Annotated in this window: 18 protein-coding genes and 1 CRISPR repeat array; of the genes, 6 read left to right on the forward strand and 12 right to left on the reverse strand. The window is 35.6% G+C overall.

Features of this window, described 5'->3' with window-relative positions:
* Positions 1-13: 13 nt before the first annotated feature.
* The 3 genes from H7A25_21160 to H7A25_21170 form a co-directional block, all read right to left on the reverse strand.
* Entirely contained in the window at positions 14-2938 is a 2925-nt protein-coding gene (locus tag H7A25_21160; protein ID MCP5502420.1) for a site-specific DNA-methyltransferase, read from the reverse strand.
* Positions 2939-2941: 3 nt separating this feature from the next.
* Positions 2942-5701, reverse strand: a complete 2760-nt coding sequence (locus H7A25_21165; protein ID MCP5502421.1) for an ATP-dependent helicase — start codon at positions 5699-5701, stop codon at positions 2942-2944.
* A 187-nt stretch (positions 5702-5888) separates the two neighbouring features.
* Complete coding sequence (locus H7A25_21170; protein ID MCP5502422.1) at positions 5889-6221, reverse strand: helix-turn-helix domain-containing protein; 333 nt, start codon at positions 6219-6221, stop codon at positions 5889-5891.
* 152 nt (positions 6222-6373) lie between these two features.
* Here H7A25_21170 and H7A25_21175 point away from each other — a divergent pair, with 152 nt between their 5' ends.
* The 3 genes from H7A25_21175 (at position 6374) to H7A25_21185 (ending at position 9823) form a co-directional block, all read left to right on the forward strand.
* Positions 6374-6631, forward strand: coding sequence for a hypothetical protein (locus tag H7A25_21175; GenBank protein MCP5502423.1), 258 nt, complete (start codon positions 6374-6376; stop codon positions 6629-6631).
* Positions 6621-6950, forward strand: a complete 330-nt coding sequence (locus tag H7A25_21180; GenBank protein MCP5502424.1) for a type II toxin-antitoxin system RelE/ParE family toxin — start codon at positions 6621-6623, stop codon at positions 6948-6950. The genes H7A25_21175 and H7A25_21180 overlap by 11 nt, the downstream gene beginning before the upstream one ends.
* Positions 6951-7238: 288 nt before the next feature.
* Positions 7239-7580: a CRISPR direct-repeat array (repeat unit 38 nt; unit sequence GTTTCAACACTCTACGAGTCCGATTATCCATTTCCACA).
* Between the two features lie 728 nt (positions 7581-8308).
* Entirely contained in the window at positions 8309-9823 is a 1515-nt protein-coding gene (locus H7A25_21185) for an IS1182 family transposase (GenBank protein ID MCP5502425.1), read from the forward strand.
* A 456-nt stretch (positions 9824-10279) separates the two neighbouring features.
* Here the strand turns inward: H7A25_21185 and H7A25_21190 are convergent, their stop codons facing one another.
* Both H7A25_21190 and H7A25_21195 read right to left on the reverse strand, forming a co-directional pair.
* On the reverse strand, positions 10280-10822 hold the full coding sequence (locus tag H7A25_21190; protein ID MCP5502426.1) for a PD-(D/E)XK nuclease family transposase: 543 nt from the start codon (positions 10820-10822) through the stop codon (positions 10280-10282).
* Between the two features lie 61 nt (positions 10823-10883).
* Positions 10884-11078 carry a hypothetical protein gene (locus H7A25_21195; protein MCP5502427.1) on the reverse strand — a complete coding sequence of 65 codons (195 nt, stop codon included), beginning with the start codon at positions 11076-11078 and terminating at the stop codon, positions 10884-10886.
* A gap of 451 nt (positions 11079-11529) precedes the next feature.
* Between H7A25_21195 and H7A25_21200 the strand changes: the two genes are divergently transcribed.
* On the forward strand, positions 11530-12294 hold the full coding sequence (locus H7A25_21200) for a Uma2 family endonuclease (GenBank protein MCP5502428.1): 765 nt from the start codon (positions 11530-11532) through the stop codon (positions 12292-12294).
* A 467-nt stretch (positions 12295-12761) separates the two neighbouring features.
* Positions 12762-13007, forward strand: coding sequence for a hypothetical protein (locus H7A25_21205; GenBank protein ID MCP5502429.1), 246 nt, complete (start codon positions 12762-12764; stop codon positions 13005-13007).
* On the opposite strand, the gene H7A25_21210 is transcribed toward H7A25_21205, so the two are convergent.
* The 4 genes from H7A25_21210 to H7A25_21225 all read right to left on the reverse strand — a co-directional run bounded on the left by H7A25_21210 (position 12976) and on the right by H7A25_21225 (position 16234).
* Positions 12976-13698, reverse strand: a complete 723-nt coding sequence (locus H7A25_21210; protein ID MCP5502430.1) for a hypothetical protein — start codon at positions 13696-13698, stop codon at positions 12976-12978. The genes H7A25_21205 and H7A25_21210 overlap by 32 nt on opposite strands.
* A gap of 63 nt (positions 13699-13761) precedes the next feature.
* Positions 13762-14658 carry a hypothetical protein gene (locus H7A25_21215; protein MCP5502431.1) on the reverse strand — a complete coding sequence of 299 codons (897 nt, stop codon included), beginning with the start codon at positions 14656-14658 and terminating at the stop codon, positions 13762-13764.
* Positions 14655-15605, reverse strand: a complete 951-nt coding sequence (gene hisG, locus H7A25_21220; protein ID MCP5502432.1) for an ATP phosphoribosyltransferase — start codon at positions 15603-15605, stop codon at positions 14655-14657. The genes H7A25_21215 and hisG overlap by 4 nt, the downstream gene beginning before the upstream one ends.
* Positions 15602-16234 (reverse strand): non-canonical purine NTP pyrophosphatase, encoded by a 633-nt coding sequence (locus H7A25_21225; protein ID MCP5502433.1) that lies wholly within the window; start codon positions 16232-16234, stop codon positions 15602-15604. Before H7A25_21225 ends, hisG begins: the two co-directional genes overlap by 4 nt.
* 259 nt (positions 16235-16493) lie before the next feature.
* Between H7A25_21225 and H7A25_21230 the strand changes: the two genes are divergently transcribed.
* Positions 16494-18629, forward strand: coding sequence for a SpoIIE family protein phosphatase (locus H7A25_21230; protein MCP5502434.1), 2136 nt, complete (start codon positions 16494-16496; stop codon positions 18627-18629).
* A gap of 249 nt (positions 18630-18878) precedes the next feature.
* On the opposite strand, the gene H7A25_21235 is transcribed toward H7A25_21230, so the two are convergent.
* The 3 genes from H7A25_21235 to H7A25_21245 are packed head-to-tail and all read right to left on the reverse strand — an operon-like array spanning position 18879 to position 20594.
* Positions 18879-19550, reverse strand: a complete 672-nt coding sequence (locus tag H7A25_21235; GenBank protein ID MCP5502435.1) for an energy transducer TonB — start codon at positions 19548-19550, stop codon at positions 18879-18881.
* 11 nt (positions 19551-19561) lie between these two features.
* Positions 19562-19966 carry a biopolymer transporter ExbD gene (locus H7A25_21240; protein MCP5502436.1) on the reverse strand — a complete coding sequence of 135 codons (405 nt, stop codon included), beginning with the start codon at positions 19964-19966 and terminating at the stop codon, positions 19562-19564.
* 1 nt (position 19967) lies between these two features.
* A complete protein-coding gene (locus tag H7A25_21245; GenBank protein ID MCP5502437.1) occupies positions 19968-20594 on the reverse strand; it encodes a MotA/TolQ/ExbB proton channel family protein in 627 nt (208 codons plus the stop codon).
* Between the last annotated feature and the right edge of the window lie 13 nt (positions 20595-20607).

Below are 20607 nucleotides of genomic sequence, written 5' to 3' on the forward strand. Positions count from 1 at the left end.
GCTAAAGTATCCCTTAAACATCCTGTACATTAAACATTTCTTTCTTAAAATATTCTTCCGTAAGTAATGCTCCGTTTATTGTGGTGTCACCATTTATAAATATTTTATCAAAATCTTTTAATTTAAAATTTTTACTTAAATACTCTTTTAATGTAGTATCACAGGGAATTGGTTCTCCGGGAATTGTCCGCCATACTATGAATACTTTTTCATTCTGTAGCGTTCTTCCTGTGATTATTTGATAGGTAAACTCAATACTGGTTTTGTTATCTTTCTCAGATATAGCAGTAAGGGTTTCTTTTGGATAAATTTTTTCTACTTTTAGTCCTATGAGATAATTAAAGGTTTCCACAAGATCGATAACTTCTTCCCGGATTTCGTTGTTTTTAATGATTTTCATTTTGTAATTGAATGGATTATAAAAACCATTTATTTTTAGTAGAGAGGAACTATCTTTTGTTTCCAAATCGAGTAAATACTTTAGCATGTATTCTTCTCTTTCTTCACGAGAAGAAGAACCAAATAATCCTGTATCTTTTAAATCAAGGTTATTTAAAGTATCCTCATAAGACTCAAGACGCATGTATTTAAAAATATGGCCTTCTTCTTTAGATTGGTTAGAATCTTTTATAAGTTTTTCTGAATCATCCTCTATAACCGGTTTTCCATTCTTCCATTTAGGAGCAAAAATTACTTTTTGAATTCTGGGTTTTAATACAGTATCAAAATATTCTCCCATTTCAACGAGGATGTATTTTCGATTTCCTCCATCTTCCCTGTTCAGATTTATCACTGCATGACCGGTGGTACCTGAGCCAGCAAAGTAGTCGAGGATTGCATATTCTTTATTTGAGCATGCGTCTAAAATATAATTATAAAACTCTATAGAGTGAGCAAATGGAAATTCTAAGTTTAGGGCATCTAAAGTATTTTTACCTCTAAAGCCACTTTTATAAATTGAAGGCATCTGACTATCTGATGTAGATTCAAGATATGTTTTTTTTCGTGGCATAGTTAAGTGATCACTACCAAATAAAATAAGATTTTCTTTTAAAAGACTTTCTATTGATTCTGGAGTATATCTCCATCCATTACTCGGGACAGGACAGTCTTCAGCTGTTATAGGATGTTTTATTGGAATATGGAACTTTTTATTTTGGCGCTTGTCAGTTGCACTCATATTATCAGAGCGAAATGCCTTCCCTGTTTCATCAAATTGATCATAAGTATACTCTGATTTAGAAAAGTTTGGTTGAGATTTTAACCATTTTCTAAAAGAACTTATAACTTCCTTATTTATATCTTTATTTATTTTTATTAGCTCTTGGATTTTTTTATTTATTACATCAATATTTTTTTTTTCGACTCTTATTTGATGATTTCCTTTATCTCGAAATAAAACATATTCATGCTGATTCGCTATTCCTTTAGATCCAGAATTGGGCATACCTTTATCCCAAATTAATGTGCCAGAATTAGACAGTCCAATAGAATCATAGAGCAAATTTAGTCGTTCAACTTCATTTTCATCGATATGGGTTACAGCTATAGAATATTCATTTAATAAATTAGCAGCTTTTTTTGACACATTTAGTTTCATTGTCAGCCAACTTGAATGTTGGTAATTGTTTTTATACAAAAATCCACTTGTTGCTGTATTATAAGGTGGATCTATATGAATACAATTAATCTGTTCTTTATATCTTTCCTGTAATAAACTCAATGCTTGAAAGTTTTCAGAGTGAATGAGAGTTCCATTGGTTTTTTCATCTAAATTTTCTATGGTTTGTAAAATCTTTTCTTTCAGTTCTTTTGATAAGAACTTTGTATCCACAACAAGATTGGGTAAGGCTTTTGGTTTTTTATTATCTTCTATAAAACCAAGTTTTTTCCATTCTTCAATCTGTGCTTTATTACTTAAAATTTCACTATGGTATTCTTCCAGAATCTGATTTAATGTTATGCAATAATTCGTTTCTACAACGAACTTCTTTTTTAACCAGAGTTTCTTCTGGAAGTTCTCTAACTGCTCCAAGAAACTAATAATTTTATAGCCAATTCTTTTTATAATTTTAATTTTTACTAAATAGTTCTCTGCTGGAATTTCATTTTCCGTATCCAGATCATCCAGAAACATGACTTCATTTTTGATGTAAAAATCAAGTTCCCTTCTCAGAAATCCACCCAGGTCTTTATGAATGAAATAATCAAATGAATACCTTGAAGTAAACTCATTCAATTGTTTTTCTAAAAGAGTTCGAGTCTTATTTTTTTCAGTAGGAAAGTATTTAGAAAGTTCTTCTTCATATTCTTTTATTTCTTTTAGTTTAAGAATTTTCTTAGCAGCTTCTTTATTTAGATCAGTTTGCTTTTCTTTTTTTTCTGCAAGCTGGTAAATAAAGTTAATATAAATATCCTCTTCCTCTATGTTGAGAGGATTTTTTTTATCGAGAACAAAAAGTCTGTCTTTTCCCTGTTCGGTTTTGTTATTATCCTTATTCATTTCTCCGTCAACAATGCGAAAATGAATCCGCTTACCGGAGGAAAGTTTAAAAGCAAAATTAGTTAAATTTTCTGAAGTTTTAATATAATATTGATCATGATTTGCCCAATAAAGTTTTACTTCTTCCCCTTCGTAGGGAATAGCATATACACCTTCTTTATAGCGACGTTTTGAAATGAAATCTCCACCTTCATAGTATCTGCGAAAGAACGTTGCCAGATGAGAGAATATTTCGTTTTCTTCTTTGCTTATTTCTTTAGCTTGAAAAGTCTTTAATTCTTCTTTAACCTGGGGGAGTAAATCTTTATCTAAAAATTCATTAACTTGTTCCCGTTTTTGATTAATAATTCTATAAATCCCAAAGTCTAAATCGGACTTATCCATTTCAAAGATTTCTTCTAAAACTTTTTTAAACTCTAATAATTTTTCGGACATAATTTAATTTGCCTTTTGTTTTTTGAATTCATATTTGGACTTCAAAATTTTATGTAAACATAAATGCGACATATAACATTTTGAGCATTTTTCTTTTGAACAGGTTTTTGGAAGATGATCTGAACGAATTTCATTAGCAGCATCTACAATTAGCTTCTCAGTATGAAGCATTTCTTCATTGCTTAAACGTTTTGGATCCCTATCATTATTATCAAGATTATAAAACTCAATATAATCTGCTTTTTCTCCACTGAGTTTTTGATAACCTAATGCATAAATTTTTAATTGCTCCTCATTCACATGCAAATAAGCTTCCCTATCGGCTGTTTTGAAATCCACAATAAAAGTTCTTTCACCATCTAAGTCCTGTCTTTTCACTAAATCCATTCTTCCAGTGACTCGAATTCGATTAGCAAAATCTATTTCAATTTCTTTTTCAGAAAAAAGAATTTTTGAAAAGTCATTATAGTTTTCATCATAGTACCCATTAATTGATTTTATAGCTTTTTCCTTTAGGTTTTTGTTAATGAGAGGATCTGCATAGGGCAAATAAAAGTTTCCCTCAATCATTTCTGGTAATTCTTTTTTATTGACTTCACCTTCTGCTTCATAGGTACGATGAATTTTCATAACAATATCATGTAAAGAACGTCCATAACCTAATCGTGGTGAAAGTGGTTGAACAAAACCATAAAAATAAGTCATTTTATAGCGATAAGGGCAGTGGTAAAAATCACTCAATACGGAAAAGTTTAAAACAATTTCTGGTGGTTCAAGTTTTAAATTAACCAGGTCAGTTCTTGCCTTGTAATTCATTCTATTATCATATTCAAGAAGGTAAGCCGATTTTTTTGCTTCAATAAGGAAGGTAGAAACTTCTCTGGATTTTCTTTTATCTCCATAAATGGCTCTGGTCAAGAAAAGAAATTTCTTTGCTCTGGTAACTGCAACATAAAATAATCTCCTTTCATCCTCCAAATTCCCGGATTCATATCTCTCCTGATTTTTCACTAAACTTCTATCTAAGAAATGCCAGACAGAAAGACCACCATGTTTTGCTATGGGAAAATAGTTTTTAGTGAGTGTAGGAACAAATACAACCGGAAATTCCAGTCCTTTTGATTGGTGAACAGTCATGATTCTCACTGCATCAGGACGTAAATAAACATTTTGTAAATGACCTTCCGGGTAGTAACTTTCTGCTGTATATTCTAAGAACTTATTAAAATATTTCAACTTATCCGTGGGTCTTGACATGTAATTTATAGATTCAAAATCATCAATAACCTGACTGAACTTTCCGAGATTATATAAAATAATTTCCAGTTCTGGTTCTTTCTCATTCTCCTCTTCTTTTAATTCTAAATCATCAATGAAATCATGAAATATTTGTTGTAGGTTGAAAGAATAGTAATGAGCATCTTTCGTAATTTCAATTTTTTCTAATTTATCGATAGCCTCAATAAGTTTTTCATTGTTTAGTTTTTTATATTTAGGTTGTAAAGACAACCAGAGATTAATTAAATCACTTCTTTCAATCTTCTTTTCTAAAAAGTGATATATGCCTACACAGGCTTTAACTTCAGTAGTATCAAAAAGTTCATTAACACCTTCAATTACATAGGGAATACTTAACATATCCAGTGTTTGAATAAGAGAGGCACCTATTTTTTTTATACGAATGAGGATAGCCATATCAGAATAGTTCATTCCGGCTTTCTTTAATTCTATTATCCTATCTGCAATAAAACCGAATTCTTGCACATCCGATTCAAATTCTTTATAAACAGTGTCTGCTTCAGAATACTTAAATTCTTGGTTTTTATACTTCATCTCTTTTGGCATTCTTTCTGCATTTTTATTAATAACACGTTTCGCAATATCTATTATAGCAGAAGAACTTCTAAAGTTATCTACCAAATAAATAGCTTTTGGTTTGTTATATCTCTCTTTAAAAGTGAGTATATTTTTAATTTCACTTCCTCTCCATTGATAAATGGTTTGATCATCATCCCCAACAACACAAATATTGGCTCCCAAATCATAAAGAATTCTAATAAGTTTTTCCTGTATTGGGTTAATATCTTGATACTCATCTACAGTTAAATATTTTACTCTATGCTTTACTTTCTTTTGTAAGGCTGAATCGTTTTTTAAATGATAGATTGCTTTTTCCATTATCATTGTAAAATCTAAATAAAATTTTGATTCAAATGTTTTGTTATAATTGATGAGTATTTCTTTAAATTCTTCCGGAAGTGTGTGCTCTTCAATATCACTTTCGCGTAAGATAGACATGAGGCTTATAAAAATATTTGTATCCAGGTAAGGCTTCATGAATTTACCTGTTGAACTTTTTAGTTTTGTAAAACCAAATTTAGAAGCATTTTTATCAATAAACAATTTTGTTCGAACTTCGTTCAAAACTTGATATTTGTTATATTCAGCGTAATGGTCTTGAAGCAAATTTAAACAGAAACCATGAATTGTACCTATATACATTTCAGCCATTCCCAGATAATCTTCTCCAAAAGTAGATTTAACTCGTTTATAAATTCTATCTTTTAATTCACCGGCAGCTTTTTCTGTAAATGTAAAGGCAACAATATTACCTGGTTTTATATCTTGTTTTTTCTTAAGAATGCTAACAATTCGTTCTGTTACAACTCCGGTTTTTCCAGAACCTGCACAAGCAATGATTTGCAGGTGCTCATCTAATGTTTCTATTGCTGATTTTTGCTCTTGTGTATAATTTATACTCATTGCTGCATTGTCCTTCGATTTTTAGCATTCCTTGAAAGAGTATATAGATAAATTCTACTTTCTTTGCTTTGTAATTATTAGAAATACCGTTTTATCTGCCATAATCTTTCAAAATCATAGCAAATAACAAATAAGGCTAAATTGCAACTAAAAAAAGTGAGAAGGTAAAAATGACGCAGGAAGAGGATTACTTATATTTTTCTTTCAATGCCTTAATAATATCTTTTAATGTATCTAAAAGCTTTGGATCTTTCCGAACTTCTTGAAATAGTTCAATTTCTTCAACGGTTAAGGACTCAGTATTTTTCCATTCAATCATCTCGCCCTCTCCCTTCATTAGCCAATCGAGATTAATTCCCTTTTCTCTATGGAGCCTGTAAACAACCTCAGCGGGTAAAGATTTTATTTTTCCGTTTACGGTTTCGCTCAAAGTAGAGGGGGGAATATTAAATTCTCTTGAAAAACCTCTTTGTGTTACCCCCAGATGGGAAAACAGCTCTTTATATTGTTCTTTTTTCATAAAAATTCGTATAACGATCAATTTTTATCTTTACCGTATGTGTAGCGAATATAAAGATAGTCATATCACCAACCCAAGCATTTCACCTGAATAAGTGCAGCGTCAAGCACTTTGCCAGTTGGGAGGCTTGGAGATTTACAAGGAGCATTGTTATGCAACACTACGAAGTAGAAGCCACGGTCGGCGAGGATGGAACCCTTACCACCAAGCTACCGCAGGCCATAGAACCCGGAACCTACACCGTTGTCGTGGTTTTCGAGGATGAACCTAACGTAAATGAAGAAGAACGTGAGACAGAACTGGAAATCCGCCTCAAGCGTATGGAAGAAAACCCTCATCCCGGTTTTACAAGGGAAGAAGTAGAAAGGGATTTGAATGGGAGTCTTCAGGGGGTTTCTCATGGAAAATGAAGACAAAAAGGAAGAGACTTACCGGTTTGAACCGGAAGCCAAGAAAGACCTGGAAGATTCCTATCTCTGGTATGAGAAACAGAGAGAAGGTTTGGGCTTAGAATTTGCTAACGAGGTTTTTGATGCAGCCGAAAAGCTGGGAAAAAAGAGGGGAGAGAGCACTGTAGAAACGCATAGCAATGCATCTCCTACTGTGAAGAAAACAAAATTGAAGCGTTTTCCTTTCTCCCTCTACTATGTTCTCAAAGAAACCCTGATTTCGATAGTTGCCGTCTGGCATGACAGGCGAAACCCGGAATCCTTGAAAAACAGAAAATAAAATAAATAATCTACCCTTCGACGCGCCGTTGGCTTGCTCAGGGCGGCGCCCTTTTTTTTCAAGTCTATACTATCGATTGCTGAGCGTGCTTCGATACTAAATTTATTGCAAAAGCAATAAATTTCACTCAGCAACCGCTCAATAGGGTGGCCCAGCGGCTTAGTTGTTGCAGAGCCTTTCTAAATAAAAAAAGCCTCCTTTTCAGTGATTAGTATTTAGATATTAGGGATTAGTAATAGTTCCAGAGCATGTTTTCCTTTTGGAAAGCCATGCTTCCAAGTAAAATTCCTAATTCCTAACTACGAGTCCGATTATCCATTTCCACGGCATATTCTTTAAACTCCTTATATGCCTCTTTGCTAATGTTTCAACACTCTACGAGTCCGATTATCCATTTCCACAAGTATATAATATCGAGTTTGTACCCTTCGATAGTTGAGTTTCAACACTCTACGAGTCCGATTATCCATTTCCACAAAGTTTTTTGTCAATCACAAAATTGGCACGATAATTGCGTTTCAACACTCTACGAGTCCGATTATCCATTTCCACAAAAATATGGATGACTTATTTGGTAACAAGGTAGATTATAGTTTCAACACTCTACGAGTCCGATTATCCATTTCCACAGCATCGTGGCATGGAGCCATTGTACAATACTCTGAATATAGTATCAAGCACAAATTTTTGTGTCAAAGTGTACCCTAACCCTTTTTTGACCCGAAAATAGGGTACACTTTTTTTGCCCTCTGTTATAGCGAAAAACGGCCTTTTTTTACCTATTTTGCCGGGTATTTGTTTAGTAGAATTTTTCAAAAAACTTCTAACCTCCCCCCTTTTTGGAACTAAAAAAGGGTACACTTTTTTGTTTTCGAGACTATAGCAGAAATATTCTGTTATCATGATATAAACCCTCTACTATATACGAAAACAAGTTCAATATTTTAAATACTTAAAATTTCAAACAACCATAACCTTAAATACTCATGTTTTTAGGAAAGCAAGCGAACAAGTAATTGTTTGTATTTAAAGAGAAACTCCTTGTACTGGGAACTTTTTTTTTGATTAAGCTAAAGCCCGAATGGGTATCCGGGTTTGAGGCATAAGTTATATGAAATTTAGTATCGAAGCAAAGCTTCCAATACTTGTAAAACTTGGTTTCCTGCTTTTTCTTTTCTTTATGTAAAGTAAAGAAAAAGGCAGGGGCAAAAAGAAAAGAAACCCGCTACTCACACGTCCGTGTGTTCGTGCGCTCCCAGACTGTGTGAAAAGTCTCGTTATTGAATATTTTTTGTTTGTCAGGAATGTAATGTATATAGAAAATTTCCTTATAACGATAAAGAGTTATAGGTGCAGCTATGAATTATATACAAGGAACTTCTCGAGAACAGATAGTATTATACAGTGAATGTTTGGATAACGTCATAAAAGAAGATAGTCCGGTAAGGGTTATTGATGCCTATGTTGATAATCTCGATCTTAAAAAATTAGGTTTTAAAATTCCAAAGTTAGAAACAGGTAAACCACCATATAATCCACATGATTTACTAAAAATATATTTATACGGATATATAGAACGAATCCGAAGTAGCAGAAAATTAGAGAAGGAATGTAATAGAAACCAGGAACTTAGGTGGTTAACAAAGAATCTCGCCCCGGATTTTAAGACAATAGCTGATTTTCGAAAAAATAATAAAGATGGAATAAAAAATATCTTCAAAGAGTTTTTATTCTTTTGCAAGAAAATGAATCTACTAACTCTTTCAATAGTTGGAATTGATGGAACGAAGCTAAGAGCACAGAACGGACAAAATAATGTATTTAAAAGAGAGCGTATTGAAAATATCGAGCAAAATATAAAATCCAAAATACAGGAATATTTGGAGGAATTAGAATTGAATGATATTTCCGAAGCAAATGAACTAAATCTTAAAGATGGAGATGAAGCCAGGGATGTATTAAATAAACTAAAAAGACTAACGAAATACAATGATAAAGTGAAAGGGATTCGGGAATTATTTGAAAACGACCCGGAACTACAGGTCTATTTTGCTAACGACACAGATTCAAGATTTCAAAGTGACAAAGGAAAAATTCGTCCTGGATATAATGCCCAAACTGCAGTGGATAATACAAATAAGTTGATTATTGCAAATGATGTATCGCAAAAGTCAAATGACCTGGAACAAATGACTCCTATGATTGAAAAAGTCCAGTCGATAAAAGAAGAACTTAAAATAGAAAATGAGACAAATGCAGTAATGGATTCCGGATATTTTAGTGAAAAAGAAATAATGAATAATAAAGATAAATCGGGGATAAATATTATAGTACCAGATACCAAATCTGCACTGGATAGTAATAATAAGCGTGAATGTAAAAGTAATCCTGATAAACTTCCTGCAAAAGGATATGAAATCCAGGATTTTGTTTATGATAAAGAGCGGGATATATACGTATGTCCGGCAGGAAAAGAATTAAATAGACAAAATGAAAATCCAAGACAGACGTCATACGGGATTTATGTAAATGAGTATAAATGTAAGGAATGTAAAGATTGTTTTCATAGAGCAAAATGTACCAATAGTAAAACTGGACGAACTATTCGGGTCTCGATAAACCGAGAGACAATGGATGATTTTAAAAAAGAGATGGGGAACGAGGAAAATAAAAAGCTAATTCGTAAACGTAAGGAGATTGTGGAACACCCATTTGGCACTATAAAGAGAAATTTGGGGTTCACTTACTTTATACAAAAAGGAATTAGAAGCGTTCAGGCCGAATTTAGTTTCATATGTTTTGCTTATAATTTTAAAAGAGTCATAAATATTCTGGGAATAAGGGCTTTTATAGATGCTGTAAATGCAAAATAGTAGGAATAATAGATTTTTATTTGATGGATAGCAATGAATTTTCTCTCTTTTATGACTTATAGTAAATTTATTTACTAAAAACCAATTTGGAATGATTGGTTTTTAGTTTTTTTAGTAAGAACCGAGTTCGTCAATATCTACAGGTTTTTTTTGCTCACTTTTCACACAGTCTCTCCGGGCCGCCGTCCGTGGCGGCTCTGTACCTCTCCCTATCTTTCAGAATTAGAAAGATCCACCTAACCACATCCCTCTCCGTACTTCGACAGTGGTTGGTGAGCGGAGCCGAACCACAGTAACCAGGAAAGGGATAGATCGGCATAGTATCAAAACAACATAGCCCACCAAATAAGACCTCCCCCTGCCCTGTGAATGAGCGAAGCGAGAGAACGAATTAGGGAAGGGGGAAAGAGGGGCTTAGGTAAAAAGCTAACCGCTGTTTAGCTGACAGCTAATAGGCTAATCGCTGGCCACTTTTTTAAAAAACTTTTCCAAATAGGCTTCCCGGAGTTCGGTAGCAGTGGAAATGGCCTGAATGGAAAGATTCATTTTCTTTAAATTGATCGCAGTCCTGAGTTTACCTTTATGCTCGGCTCTTTCTGCGCGTTTTCGCTCTTTCTCAATTTTTTTCTCTGCCAGAAGGCGTTCCTGTTGTATTCCTTTTTCTATTCCTTTTTCTATTCCCTCTTCAATTCCTGCTTCAAAACCGCTCTTCCTCCCCTCTTTATAAGCATAGTCTTTCATAGCCTCATAATCACGAGCGGCTTTCAGGCGCATTTCATAGTAATTCCGGGTCTTGTTGTCCAGAGAAATATCCTGAAGAGCTTCAACAGCCTCTCGAATTACAGGGTTTTTGATTTTTAAATCGCTCATCTCTCTTTCCTTTAGCTGTCCCGCTTCTCGTAAAAGGTATACCCAGTTTTCCAGTTCTGTCTCAAGGGTTTCAAGATTCCCTTTGAACCTGGGTAGTTCTATTATATGAATTTCAAGGTCCTTCGTCAAGTGTATTTCAGGACTGTCTTTTTCCAGTAGCCGGAAACTGGATTAGTAATAGTTCCACCCCTCATTCCTCACCCCGATTACGCCCACCATGGGCAAATACAATGACTTGCTTATATTGATGTTCTTCATCAACTATAGAAACAATAGGTTTTAGTATATCTTCCGGTAAGTCCTTAAGTTCAAATACATGCTGTAAATTCAATCCATTTTGGCTCAGTATGGAATCAATAAAAGGTTCTGCTTGATAAGGAATCATAGGTGGTTCTATTCTCGAATCCTATACAGGAGAAGTGAAGTTTACTTTCTTCCTATAATTTCCCGAAACGGGTAGCTATAAACAACCAAATTGAAGTAGAGATGCCCGGTAAAGGAAAGGGGGTTTATATATACACAGAAAGCGTTTGCTGTAAATGATTCACAAATTCTTCAACTCTTTCTTTCGGAGAAATTAGGCGACAGTTGTGCTTATAATTAATGATTGCATTATAAAACTCTCTATATCTCCAGGTATTTACTTCTAAAATATATGTATCTTCTTTTTCTTCTAGGATTTTTAGCGGTAAAAAAAACAGAAATTCTGTGCCTGAAGAACGAGTTTTGGAGTTAGCAAAAAAATATGGAATTATAGAAAAAGAAAGCGTCTTTATGCATTACGAGAAAGAAAAAGGTTGATTATAAATCCGCATAGTATCAAAGTTTGTTCTGTTATGGAAACAGATAGTGTTGAGCTGCAAATTCCCCGGCAATATAGGATTACAGATGAAGTAATCAAAAACCTTCAAATTCTAAACCATGACTTAATCATAGATTTTGTAAGGGAAAATGGTGTGATTATAAAGCCAAAAATTCCGGAATTTGCGAGCCATAAATACATCGATCTGAAGTTTCCTGAGGGCTTTTTTCCATCGGAGAGTTTTGATGAGCTATATGAAACCAATGACCACCGGTTTAGGTTTGAACAGGTAGGGGAGGCGATACGAATAAAGATGGGTTTTGGAAGTGTAATTGGTTTAATCACAATGGCAATTGGTGCATCTCTTTATATCTGGACTAAAAAGACAAAGCTCGGCAGGGTGCGTTCCGATCAGTCTGAATTTGAGTTTTATAATGAAGAAACAAAAGTTCTGGAAAAAAGAATCCCGGATGTTTCTTATATTAGTTTTGAAAAAGCAAGTGAAAAGGAGCAGAAGTCATGGGGCACCGGTAAAATTAAAATAGCACCTACTTTGAGTATTGAAATAGTTTCTTCCAAATATGGCCTGAAGCCCGCTCTATGGAAAATGCAACATGTATGGATCCGGTTCGGAACTGATATTGGTGTTGTTGTCTGTCCTTTTTCTAAAAAGCTATACATTTTTGAGAAAGGTAAATCTTCTCACAGAGAGCAGAGCATCTACCAGAAATTTACCCATCCACTTCTCCCCGATTATGAAGGTGATTTTAGTGAATATGTAGATGAGATACCGGATTGAGCTTTTTTTGTAGTCAGTGCTTCGATAATTTTTTCAGTAAATATTCCATTTTGCAACTTATCAAATTCAAGACTATATTCTCCTCTCCGTGAAGAAGATATAACTATAGCACCAGTTCTACGGAATAAATCATTAAAAATAAACTTGGACTGCACCCCTTAAACTGATGCTCTTCTTTTAAAATTTCTCTTCCTTATCCTTAGAAACCGGTAGATACTTCTCACAGGTATCCATAAGCTTTTTTACTTCAGAAATTTTTCCTTTTGCATCCGCATTTGCTTGTCTAATCCTTTGCAGCTAAGGATGAAATCTATCTTCTCCAAGATGTGTTTAAAGTAAGCCTGTAAGCCTTTCCTATATTATTATTCAAAAGTTCTGTGATTCACTTCATCTGTATAGGATATAAGGATTTTAGAGGAGCTATTATAACAGATGACTGAGCTTCCTATAACGCCCATTTATCAGGTATGGATAATATTGTCTCAGGTTCTCCGAGAGGAGCGAAAGCCAGTGCGGGTTTTTATACTCTTGTAATCAATGCGGCTCTTTGCGGTCTTGAACCCCAGAAATATCTTGAGCCCTCTTTCATGAAATCATCCATAATCCGGATTTCAATCCGGCAGATTGGACTCCCCGGGCTTTTGCAGGCAGACAAATTTGAGGGAGGGGTTTACCGGAGGGTTAATCCTTCGGTTGGGGAAACAGGGAAATAGTTCTTAAAGAAAGCGAATAATGGTATTGAATCTGTTGTAGAGTGTATTTATGTTCTTTGGCTACAGGGCAGGCCATTCTGGAAAGACAACGATCCATACAAAGAGAATTTTCCTGTTTACGATAACTGAGACAAAGCTCAAGTTGATATTCACTATCTTTCACCGCACCGGAGGGACAGGCACTTACACAGGACTTTGTCTCACAAGATATACAGGGACTATTTGAATGTACTTTGGAAGTCACAGGAAAATTACTGGTGGCAATTACAGCCACTCGATAGGCAAACCAGCTACCATAGGTTTCGTTTATTCCAATGCGAAAAGGTGAATCATGATGCCAGCCGGCTAATTGGCCAATCTTTTGCAGGGGTATATCGGTACTACCCGGATATAGGAACTGAAAATGCAGTCCCGGAAAATGTGTATGGAAGTATTCCGTCACCTGTTGAACGGAAAAATCATCTATCGGATCTTCACTTTTCGAGTTTAAGGATAGAACCGATTCCCACATTTTACGCCCACCATGGCCAAATACAATGACTTGCTTATATTGATATTCTTCATCAACTATAGAAACAATAGGTTTTAGTATATCTTCCGGTAAATCCTTAAGTTCAAAGACATGCTGTAAATTCAAGCCATTTTGGCTCAGTATGGAATCAATAAAAGGTTCTGCTTGATAGGAGATCATAGGTTTTTTATTTCCGGAATGCTCATGTACCCATTTAAAAATTATATAGACAATATACAGTAGTTACTGCATTTGTTTTGGTTCTATCATTTCTGCAAGTAGTTCCCATTTTTTTAGAACGTCTCCTGTTGAACCTCCGCTTCTCCAGACATCCTTATCCAGAGAACCATAATCGAGATGGCGAAACCTTCCGCAGTCCTGGTTAATTTCACCGTAAACTGTTTTTCCATCTGAAGTAATGAATAAGCAGAGATCGTAAATTACTATATTACATTTCGCCAGATATCTTTGCAAAATAGCATACGTTCTGAGAGCTGTCTTCTTGGCCTGTTTGATATCAATAATATCTGATGCAAAATCTTCTCCCAATGTTTCATCTCTCATCATAATATCTTTTCGAATTGCATCCTCCCAGAGAAAAACCTGCTCCGGGAAATGTGGGTTCTTCTCCCTGATTTCTTTTACTTTGTCGGGGTTCCAAAAAGGATTTCTCCAATCAAAGCGAACCTTTACCCCTCCGTATGGTTCTTCTTTTCCAACTTTTAGGCCCGGCCAGAAGGGGTGAGTTTCTCGAACGGGTTTTTTATCCATTCCGTAGAAACGATGAAAACTGGTTCCGCTATTATATGCTTTTACAATCACTTCAAGGTTCGGATCCATATCCGGGAAAATTCTTTCCGCAAGAATTAAACCCGAAGTCGAGTCAATCTCTTGATAGGCATGTCGAATCCCCGATTTCTGGAGTAGGGGGATAAGAGTCTGCATTGCCCTGGCTCGAAGTAAATTTGAGCCTTCAATCCAGGCACAACGATTTTGAGTGAAACTATAAACAGTAGGTTTTAGCCAGATAAGAACTAAATTTGGATTTTCGGGAAGTAGACGAATTTCTTTACTTTCCCCTTCTTTCAAAAGAGGTAATTGTCGAAATTCCTTAAGGGAGAAATCTTTGAGGCTAATCATTGAATCCTTCTCCTTATCAAGCAGGTTTTTAGACTACCGAGGTTCTCAATGATTTCTAATCCATTCTTCTTCAGGCTCTCTCCCGTTTCTGTAATCTCAAGGATTACATCGGCGAAATGGGGTAATAGACCCTCCGTAGAACCATCCAGACCAAATATAGTGTGAGGAATCCCTCTTGAGCCAAAATATTCATGAGCTATGTTTTTAAACTTGGTTGCAATGCGCAGTAATCTCTTTTGTGGAATTTTCCCGGAGATAGAAGCTAATACAAGAGATACATCCGGCTGCGGAATGGAATCGAGCACTTCCAGGTGTTCAAGAAAATTAGACTCATCTAATACGTCGGAACCGCAGATAGCGAGATCTAATTCTCCAAAAGCAACTAATTTAGGATAGGCTGAAGTTCTTCCGCGTAAAAATAAAAAAGGAGGCTCTTCCCAGGAAAGTTTTCGAGAAGAGGCTTCCATTTTATGAAAAGTCTTTTCAGGTAACATCGGGAGTAAATTATATAGAGAGGATAAAGATAATCTTCCTGAAGGAATTCCGATTCGAAAAAGAGACTTTTTGCCTAATTTTATAAGAAGAGATTCAAGGACTTCCTGTTTGGATAAACTTTCAACGTCAATGGATATCGGTTTAAACTTATCTGATATTTCTAAAAATCGTTTGGAATAATACTCCAGAGTTTGAGGCTCGTGGTATTTATCGTTCATGTCCGCACCACTTTCCAGTAGCCTTTTATGGCTCAAATTCCAGCTACAGTGCAAAAGGATATAAATTGTCTCCGGAACAGGAGCGGCTGAATCATCATCGGTAGCCTTTGTCATTTCTCCGCGATCTTCGACCCGTGTGAAGCCCATCTTTTTTAGTTGCGCAACGAGAGTACTCTTACCGGTACCGTCGTTTCCATCTACAACAATGCGGCTAAAGAATGGAAAGCGCATCAATGAATATCCCTTGCTTCTTCAGAGCATAACCATGCCTGAAGATCCCAGAGGGCTTCTCCTCTGTGAGAAATTAAGTTTTTCCTGGTGGAGTCTATTTCTGCCCATGATTTTCCGAAACTGGTATCACTGGCAAAAATTGGGTCATAACCAAAGCCTTTGTCACCACGTTTATCTTTCAGTATCCAACCGAAAGCTTTCTGCGTTACACGGAAGAATACTTTTGTATTTTTTATAATGATTATACATATTACAAAATAGGCTCCTCTTTTTTCTTCAGGAACTGCTTCCATACATTGTAATACTTTTTCATTGTTAGCCCTGTCCATTTCTTCGCGGGGTAGATTTGAATTATGGATCGTCTTTGATGCAATATCATAGTCAGAAAACCTTGCTGAATACGGACCGGGTAGTCCTTCAAGAGAAGGGATAAGCAGGCCGGAATCTTCGACGAGAACAAAACTATCCGGGTAAGCTTCTGAGTAAGCGATGGCTTTACAGAGAGCATTGTCTTCAAAGGTGTCCCCGGTTTCTAAAATATCCAGAGAAACCGGAACCAGCTCAATTTCTAAGGGAGCACATATTCCACCAATTTCTCGAACTTTATGAGGGTTCGTTGTTCCGAGTATCATCTATAATATAGGTTACGATTCTCTCGATTTCCCGGGCAAATACTTTTTCTTTAATTCGATGTATAAATACTTTGGAAATTTTTTTCTATTTGATTTTTTATTAAAGATAATAATACATAATGGTTAATTGATAGAATAGAGGTTAGAAGTGATTTATTTAAACTTATGGGGATTATCGAATTTTATTAACGCAATATTTTATGTAATTATCACGGTTTTCCTGTTTTCATTAAAGGAAAAACAAAATTCAACAAAATACTTGAGTTACTTCTTTTTTGGCTTAACTTTTTTGAACATTGGTTATTTAATGTCCGGTGCGATACCTTTTCCGGTAGGGGCAAATCACCGTTATATAACGGTAGGTATCATCTTATTTCCAACAGTTACCTATTTAGTTCGGTATGCCTATCATATTATAGATGATTTATATCCCAGAGAAGCAAAAATTGTATTTTATTTCAGTGTAATTATCGACCTGTTTTTGGTTCTTCGGTTTTTTTATCTGGCATCAACAGCAGTAGCAGAATTTAATTTTCGGGGGGATATCTATGATTATCCTCAACTGGGAAAATATGTAGCTTTAGCTTTGATTCTACAAATATTATTTTTCATTATCATTATGATACGAAAAGCTTTTCATTATAAAAATGAAAATCGAAAGCTTATTTTACAAATGATGTTCGGGCTTATCTCCATCACTCTGATTCCGAGCACTTTGAATGTATTAATGAAAAAGGGTTCTATCACACCGGAATTATTTCATATCGTTTATTCTATCTGCTTTTTATTGGGAGGATTCATTACGACAATAGTTTTTATTAATAATGCGATTGAAAAAACTTCTTTTATGACGAAAGTTGTAGGGATTTCTGCAGTGACTTTTTTATTATTACTCCAGATTTTAGCAGCGAGGATGAGTATTAGTCAGGAAAAGAATTTTGATATGATTCATAATTTGGAGCTAAAGGCTTTGATTACAGGAAAAAATTATTCTGATTTCCCTACACTTTCTTATCTTGTCTCTTTTCCGAAAGGTGCGAGAATTTCGGAGTCGGCATCTATTCTCTATAAAAAAGAAGGTCTTGAACTTGAAATAAGTAAATTAGGAAATGATAATTATGAACAAAGGTATATTCAAAAAATCTCCAATCAAACAGAAGGTTTATTTTTTGGTTATAGAATCACGGATGATACCACAAACATCACTTATGAAGCCGGCTTCCCGTATTTAGAATATAGAAAATTTATCCATAACATGGGTGTGATTATCATTCAGATAACCCTGTTAGCTGTGTTTATATTACTTTTAATTTTCCCTATATTCTTTTATCGAAATATAGGGAAACCCCTCCGAACCCTTCTGGAAGGATTCGGAGAAGTTAAAAAAGGAAATCTACGGGTATCGGTTCCGCTTTTTTATCAGGACGAGATTGGTACTATCGGAAAGACATTCAACCGAATGGTAATACGTCTATTTGTTGGAAAACGAAAACAGGAAGAATATGCAGGGCAATTGGAACAAAAAGTAAAGGAAAGGACGAGAGAAGTTGTCATCAAAATGAAAGAGATTGAGAAGTTAAAAATTCATCAAGATGGCGATTATTTTTTGACCTCACTTATTCAGAAGCCATTGATTACTAATTGGAATCGATCCAGAGAAGTCACGACCGATTTCTTTATCAAGCAGATAAAAACTTTTGAGTTTCGTAATAAGAAATCAGAATTGGGTGGGGATATCTGCATTTCCGGCAATTTGAAATTTGACAATGATGTGTATGTATTTTTTGTAAATGGAGACGCCATGGGAAAATCTATGCAGGGGGCAGGAGGAGCAATTGTTCTTGGAACGGTTGTGAATTATATGATTTCCCGTTCAACAAGTAATAAGCAAAGTTTAAATGTATCACCTAAAAACTGGCTGGAAACTACTTATCATGAATTAAACCAGATATTTCACACTTTCGATGGCTTGATGATGATTTCGGTTGTCATGGGCTTAATCCATATAAAAACCGGTGAAATGTTTTTTTATAACGCTGAGCATCCCTGGTTGGTACTTTATCGGGATAAGAAAGCTGAGTTTATTGAAAACGAACTTACTCTACGAAAAATCGGTTCTCCTTCCGAATATGAGTTCTCCATCCAAAAATTCCAATTACATCCCGGTGATGTTCTTATCGGAGGAAGCGATGGTCGGGATGATATAGATATAACTCCAGATGCAGAAACTCGGACAATCAACGAAGATGAGACTTTATTTTTGCGTGCGGTTGAAAGGGGAGAAGGAAATCTGGAAACAATTTACCAATTGATTAAACAAACGGGAAGAATTATAGATGACCTGTCTATGATTCGTATTGGTTTTCATGAAAAGGCGCATGTTAGAAATGTCTAAAATTGTGGTTTGCTTACAATATTCTGGAATTTTAGAATAAGAAAATTTAGTTTATCTGCATCTCCATCGGCGATAAACTTCTTTTCTTCTATTTTGATCGGATAAGACATGGAGATACACATTCTCTATTCTTATTTAAATCTACGCGATAGAAAGCTTCCGAAGCAGTTCAAAGAATGATGTACATGAGGTGGTCTTACATTGCCATAGATAGAAACATCATCTGTAAGTAATATTTTTACCAACCTTCTATTCATCCAGAGTAAATGTAATCGGAAGTCTGTGTGCCATTTTTACCGGCTTTCCTTTTACATAACCCGGAAGAAAACGGGCTCGTTTGATAATCTTAATAGCTGCTTCATCAAATCCGTAACCTGCCTTTCCTGACACAATTTTTGCTGTCATCAGGTTTCCTTTCTCATCGATTTGAACCAGAACTACGAGAGTCTTATCTGTTATATTCGCCGCCTTGGCTGCTTCGGGGAAATATTGTTTTAGATCAAAATCTACTATGGGTGTCGGAACCTTATCTCCATTAAAAGAATACAGGTAACCATCCTTATCCGTTCCATCCCCGGAAACGGCATTCAAATTTATATCTTCATTGGAAGGATCAGTTCCTGTCTGCTTTTTACCTTCCACCCATTCGTTCTTCTCTACCGGTGCCGGGTTACTGGCAGCCGGATTCGGATTAATCAGCTCAGGTGGAATTTCCGTAATGTCCACATCCAGATCCATGGGCTTAATATCTTTACTGTCGATTATTTTATCGTCCGATTTCTTTTTCGTATGGGTTGCTATGTAATAGCTGGCATAACTGGCTCCGTGAAGTAGTGCCGAAAAAGAAAGACTCAGAGCAAAGAGATATTTTACAAATAGAAAGATCTTTAATCTTCTCAGGAAAGGTTTTTTCTCTTCCATATTATTCCTCACTATTTCTTTACTGCCAGTGCAATCCTCGTTACGCCTGCCTTGCGGATAAGGCCCATGAGTTCGGTAATGGTTCCGTAGGGCAGTCTTTCATCGGCTGAAAGCGTAACCCGCATGTTCGGTCGAAACTTGGCTTCTTTTTGTAAAGATAGAGCCAGATCCTTCTCTGAAACTTTCTTGCCTTCCAATAGAAGCTTGCCATCTTTCGTAAGGGCTACCTGGGTAGACTTACGGGTATTCAGATCGGCGGCTGCTACCTTGGGAAGGTTGATATTAATAGATTCTTTCTTTAAGAAATTTGCTGTAACCATAAAAATAACAAGAAGCACAAGGATAACATCTACCATCGGTGTGATGTTAATATCGCTTATTGTATCATCATCGCCTTTACCGGAAGACATTGCCATCTTATGAGTTCTCCTTGACTTTGGTCTTGTTGTGTTGACTGGCCAGAAATTCCCTGGATATAATTTCCAAATTCTGCCCGATTACTTTGACTTTTTTCGTAAAGTAATTGTTTACCATTACAACCGGAATTGCAATTAGAAGACCGGCAGCCGTAGCAAAAAGAGCAGTAGAAATACTTTTCATAACGACCTCGGCTCCTGAATTACCGAGGGTTCCGAGACTTGCAAAAGCCTTGATAACTCCCAAAACCGTTCCTAAAAGACCGATGAAAGGGGCATTGTTTCCGAGGGTAGCTAAAATTGGTAGCCTCTTTTCCAGGTAAATCTTTTCTTCTATCATCTTCCCTGACATTAATTCAGAAAGACTTTCGTGGCCGGTATGAAAAAACTCAATGCCAAATTTGGCGAATCGATTGTAGATATTGGAAGGTCTTTTACTGGCCTTCTCTGTAATATGCGAATGTTCTCCGGCTCGGATGGAGCTTATGATTTCGGCAAGAATCTTACTTCCTCTCGTATTCCTCCAGAATACGATATATCTTTCCAGAAAAACCGCGAAAGCAATAACGCTTGCAAAACCCATTATCCAAAAAATCGTGATTTCTCCCCTATCTACGAGTTGTTCCATTGTTAATGTCATA

The sequence above is a fragment of the Leptospiraceae bacterium genome (genome assembly GCA_024233835.1).
Lineage (GTDB): Bacteria > Spirochaetota > Leptospiria > Leptospirales > Leptospiraceae > JACKPC01.

Excerpts from the sequence above, each read along its gene's own strand:
- H7A25_21225 (MCP5502433.1), bottom strand. The coding sequence starts at position 16,234 with ATGATACTCGGAACAACGAACCCTCATAAAGTTCGAGAAATTGGTGGA.
- H7A25_21160 (MCP5502420.1), bottom strand. The coding sequence starts at position 2,938 with ATGTCCGAAAAATTATTAGAGTTTAAAAAAGTTTTAGAAGAAATCTTT.
- H7A25_21235 (MCP5502435.1), bottom strand. The coding sequence starts at position 19,550 with ATGGAAGAGAAAAAACCTTTCCTGAGAAGATTAAAGATCTTTCTATTT.
- H7A25_21215 (MCP5502431.1), bottom strand. The coding sequence starts at position 14,658 with ATGATTAGCCTCAAAGATTTCTCCCTTAAGGAATTTCGACAATTACCT.
- H7A25_21195 (MCP5502427.1), bottom strand. The coding sequence starts at position 11,078 with ATGATTCCTTATCAAGCAGAACCTTTTATTGATTCCATACTGAGCCAA.
- H7A25_21170 (MCP5502422.1), bottom strand. The coding sequence starts at position 6,221 with ATGAAAAAAGAACAATATAAAGAGCTGTTTTCCCATCTGGGGGTAACA.
- H7A25_21180 (MCP5502424.1), top strand. The coding sequence starts at position 6,621 with ATGGAAAATGAAGACAAAAAGGAAGAGACTTACCGGTTTGAACCGGAA.
- H7A25_21175 (MCP5502423.1), top strand. The coding sequence starts at position 6,374 with ATGCAACACTACGAAGTAGAAGCCACGGTCGGCGAGGATGGAACCCTT.
- H7A25_21205 (MCP5502429.1), top strand. The coding sequence starts at position 12,762 with ATGGATAATATTGTCTCAGGTTCTCCGAGAGGAGCGAAAGCCAGTGCG.
- H7A25_21240 (MCP5502436.1), bottom strand. The coding sequence starts at position 19,966 with ATGGCAATGTCTTCCGGTAAAGGCGATGATGATACAATAAGCGATATT.
- H7A25_21210 (MCP5502430.1), bottom strand. The coding sequence starts at position 13,698 with ATGATCTCCTATCAAGCAGAACCTTTTATTGATTCCATACTGAGCCAA.
- H7A25_21200 (MCP5502428.1), top strand. The coding sequence starts at position 11,530 with ATGGAAACAGATAGTGTTGAGCTGCAAATTCCCCGGCAATATAGGATT.
- H7A25_21165 (MCP5502421.1), bottom strand. The coding sequence starts at position 5,701 with ATGAGTATAAATTATACACAAGAGCAAAAATCAGCAATAGAAACATTA.
- H7A25_21185 (MCP5502425.1), top strand. The coding sequence starts at position 8,309 with ATGAATTATATACAAGGAACTTCTCGAGAACAGATAGTATTATACAGT.
- H7A25_21245 (MCP5502437.1), bottom strand. The coding sequence starts at position 20,594 with ATGGAACAACTCGTAGATAGGGGAGAAATCACGATTTTTTGGATAATG.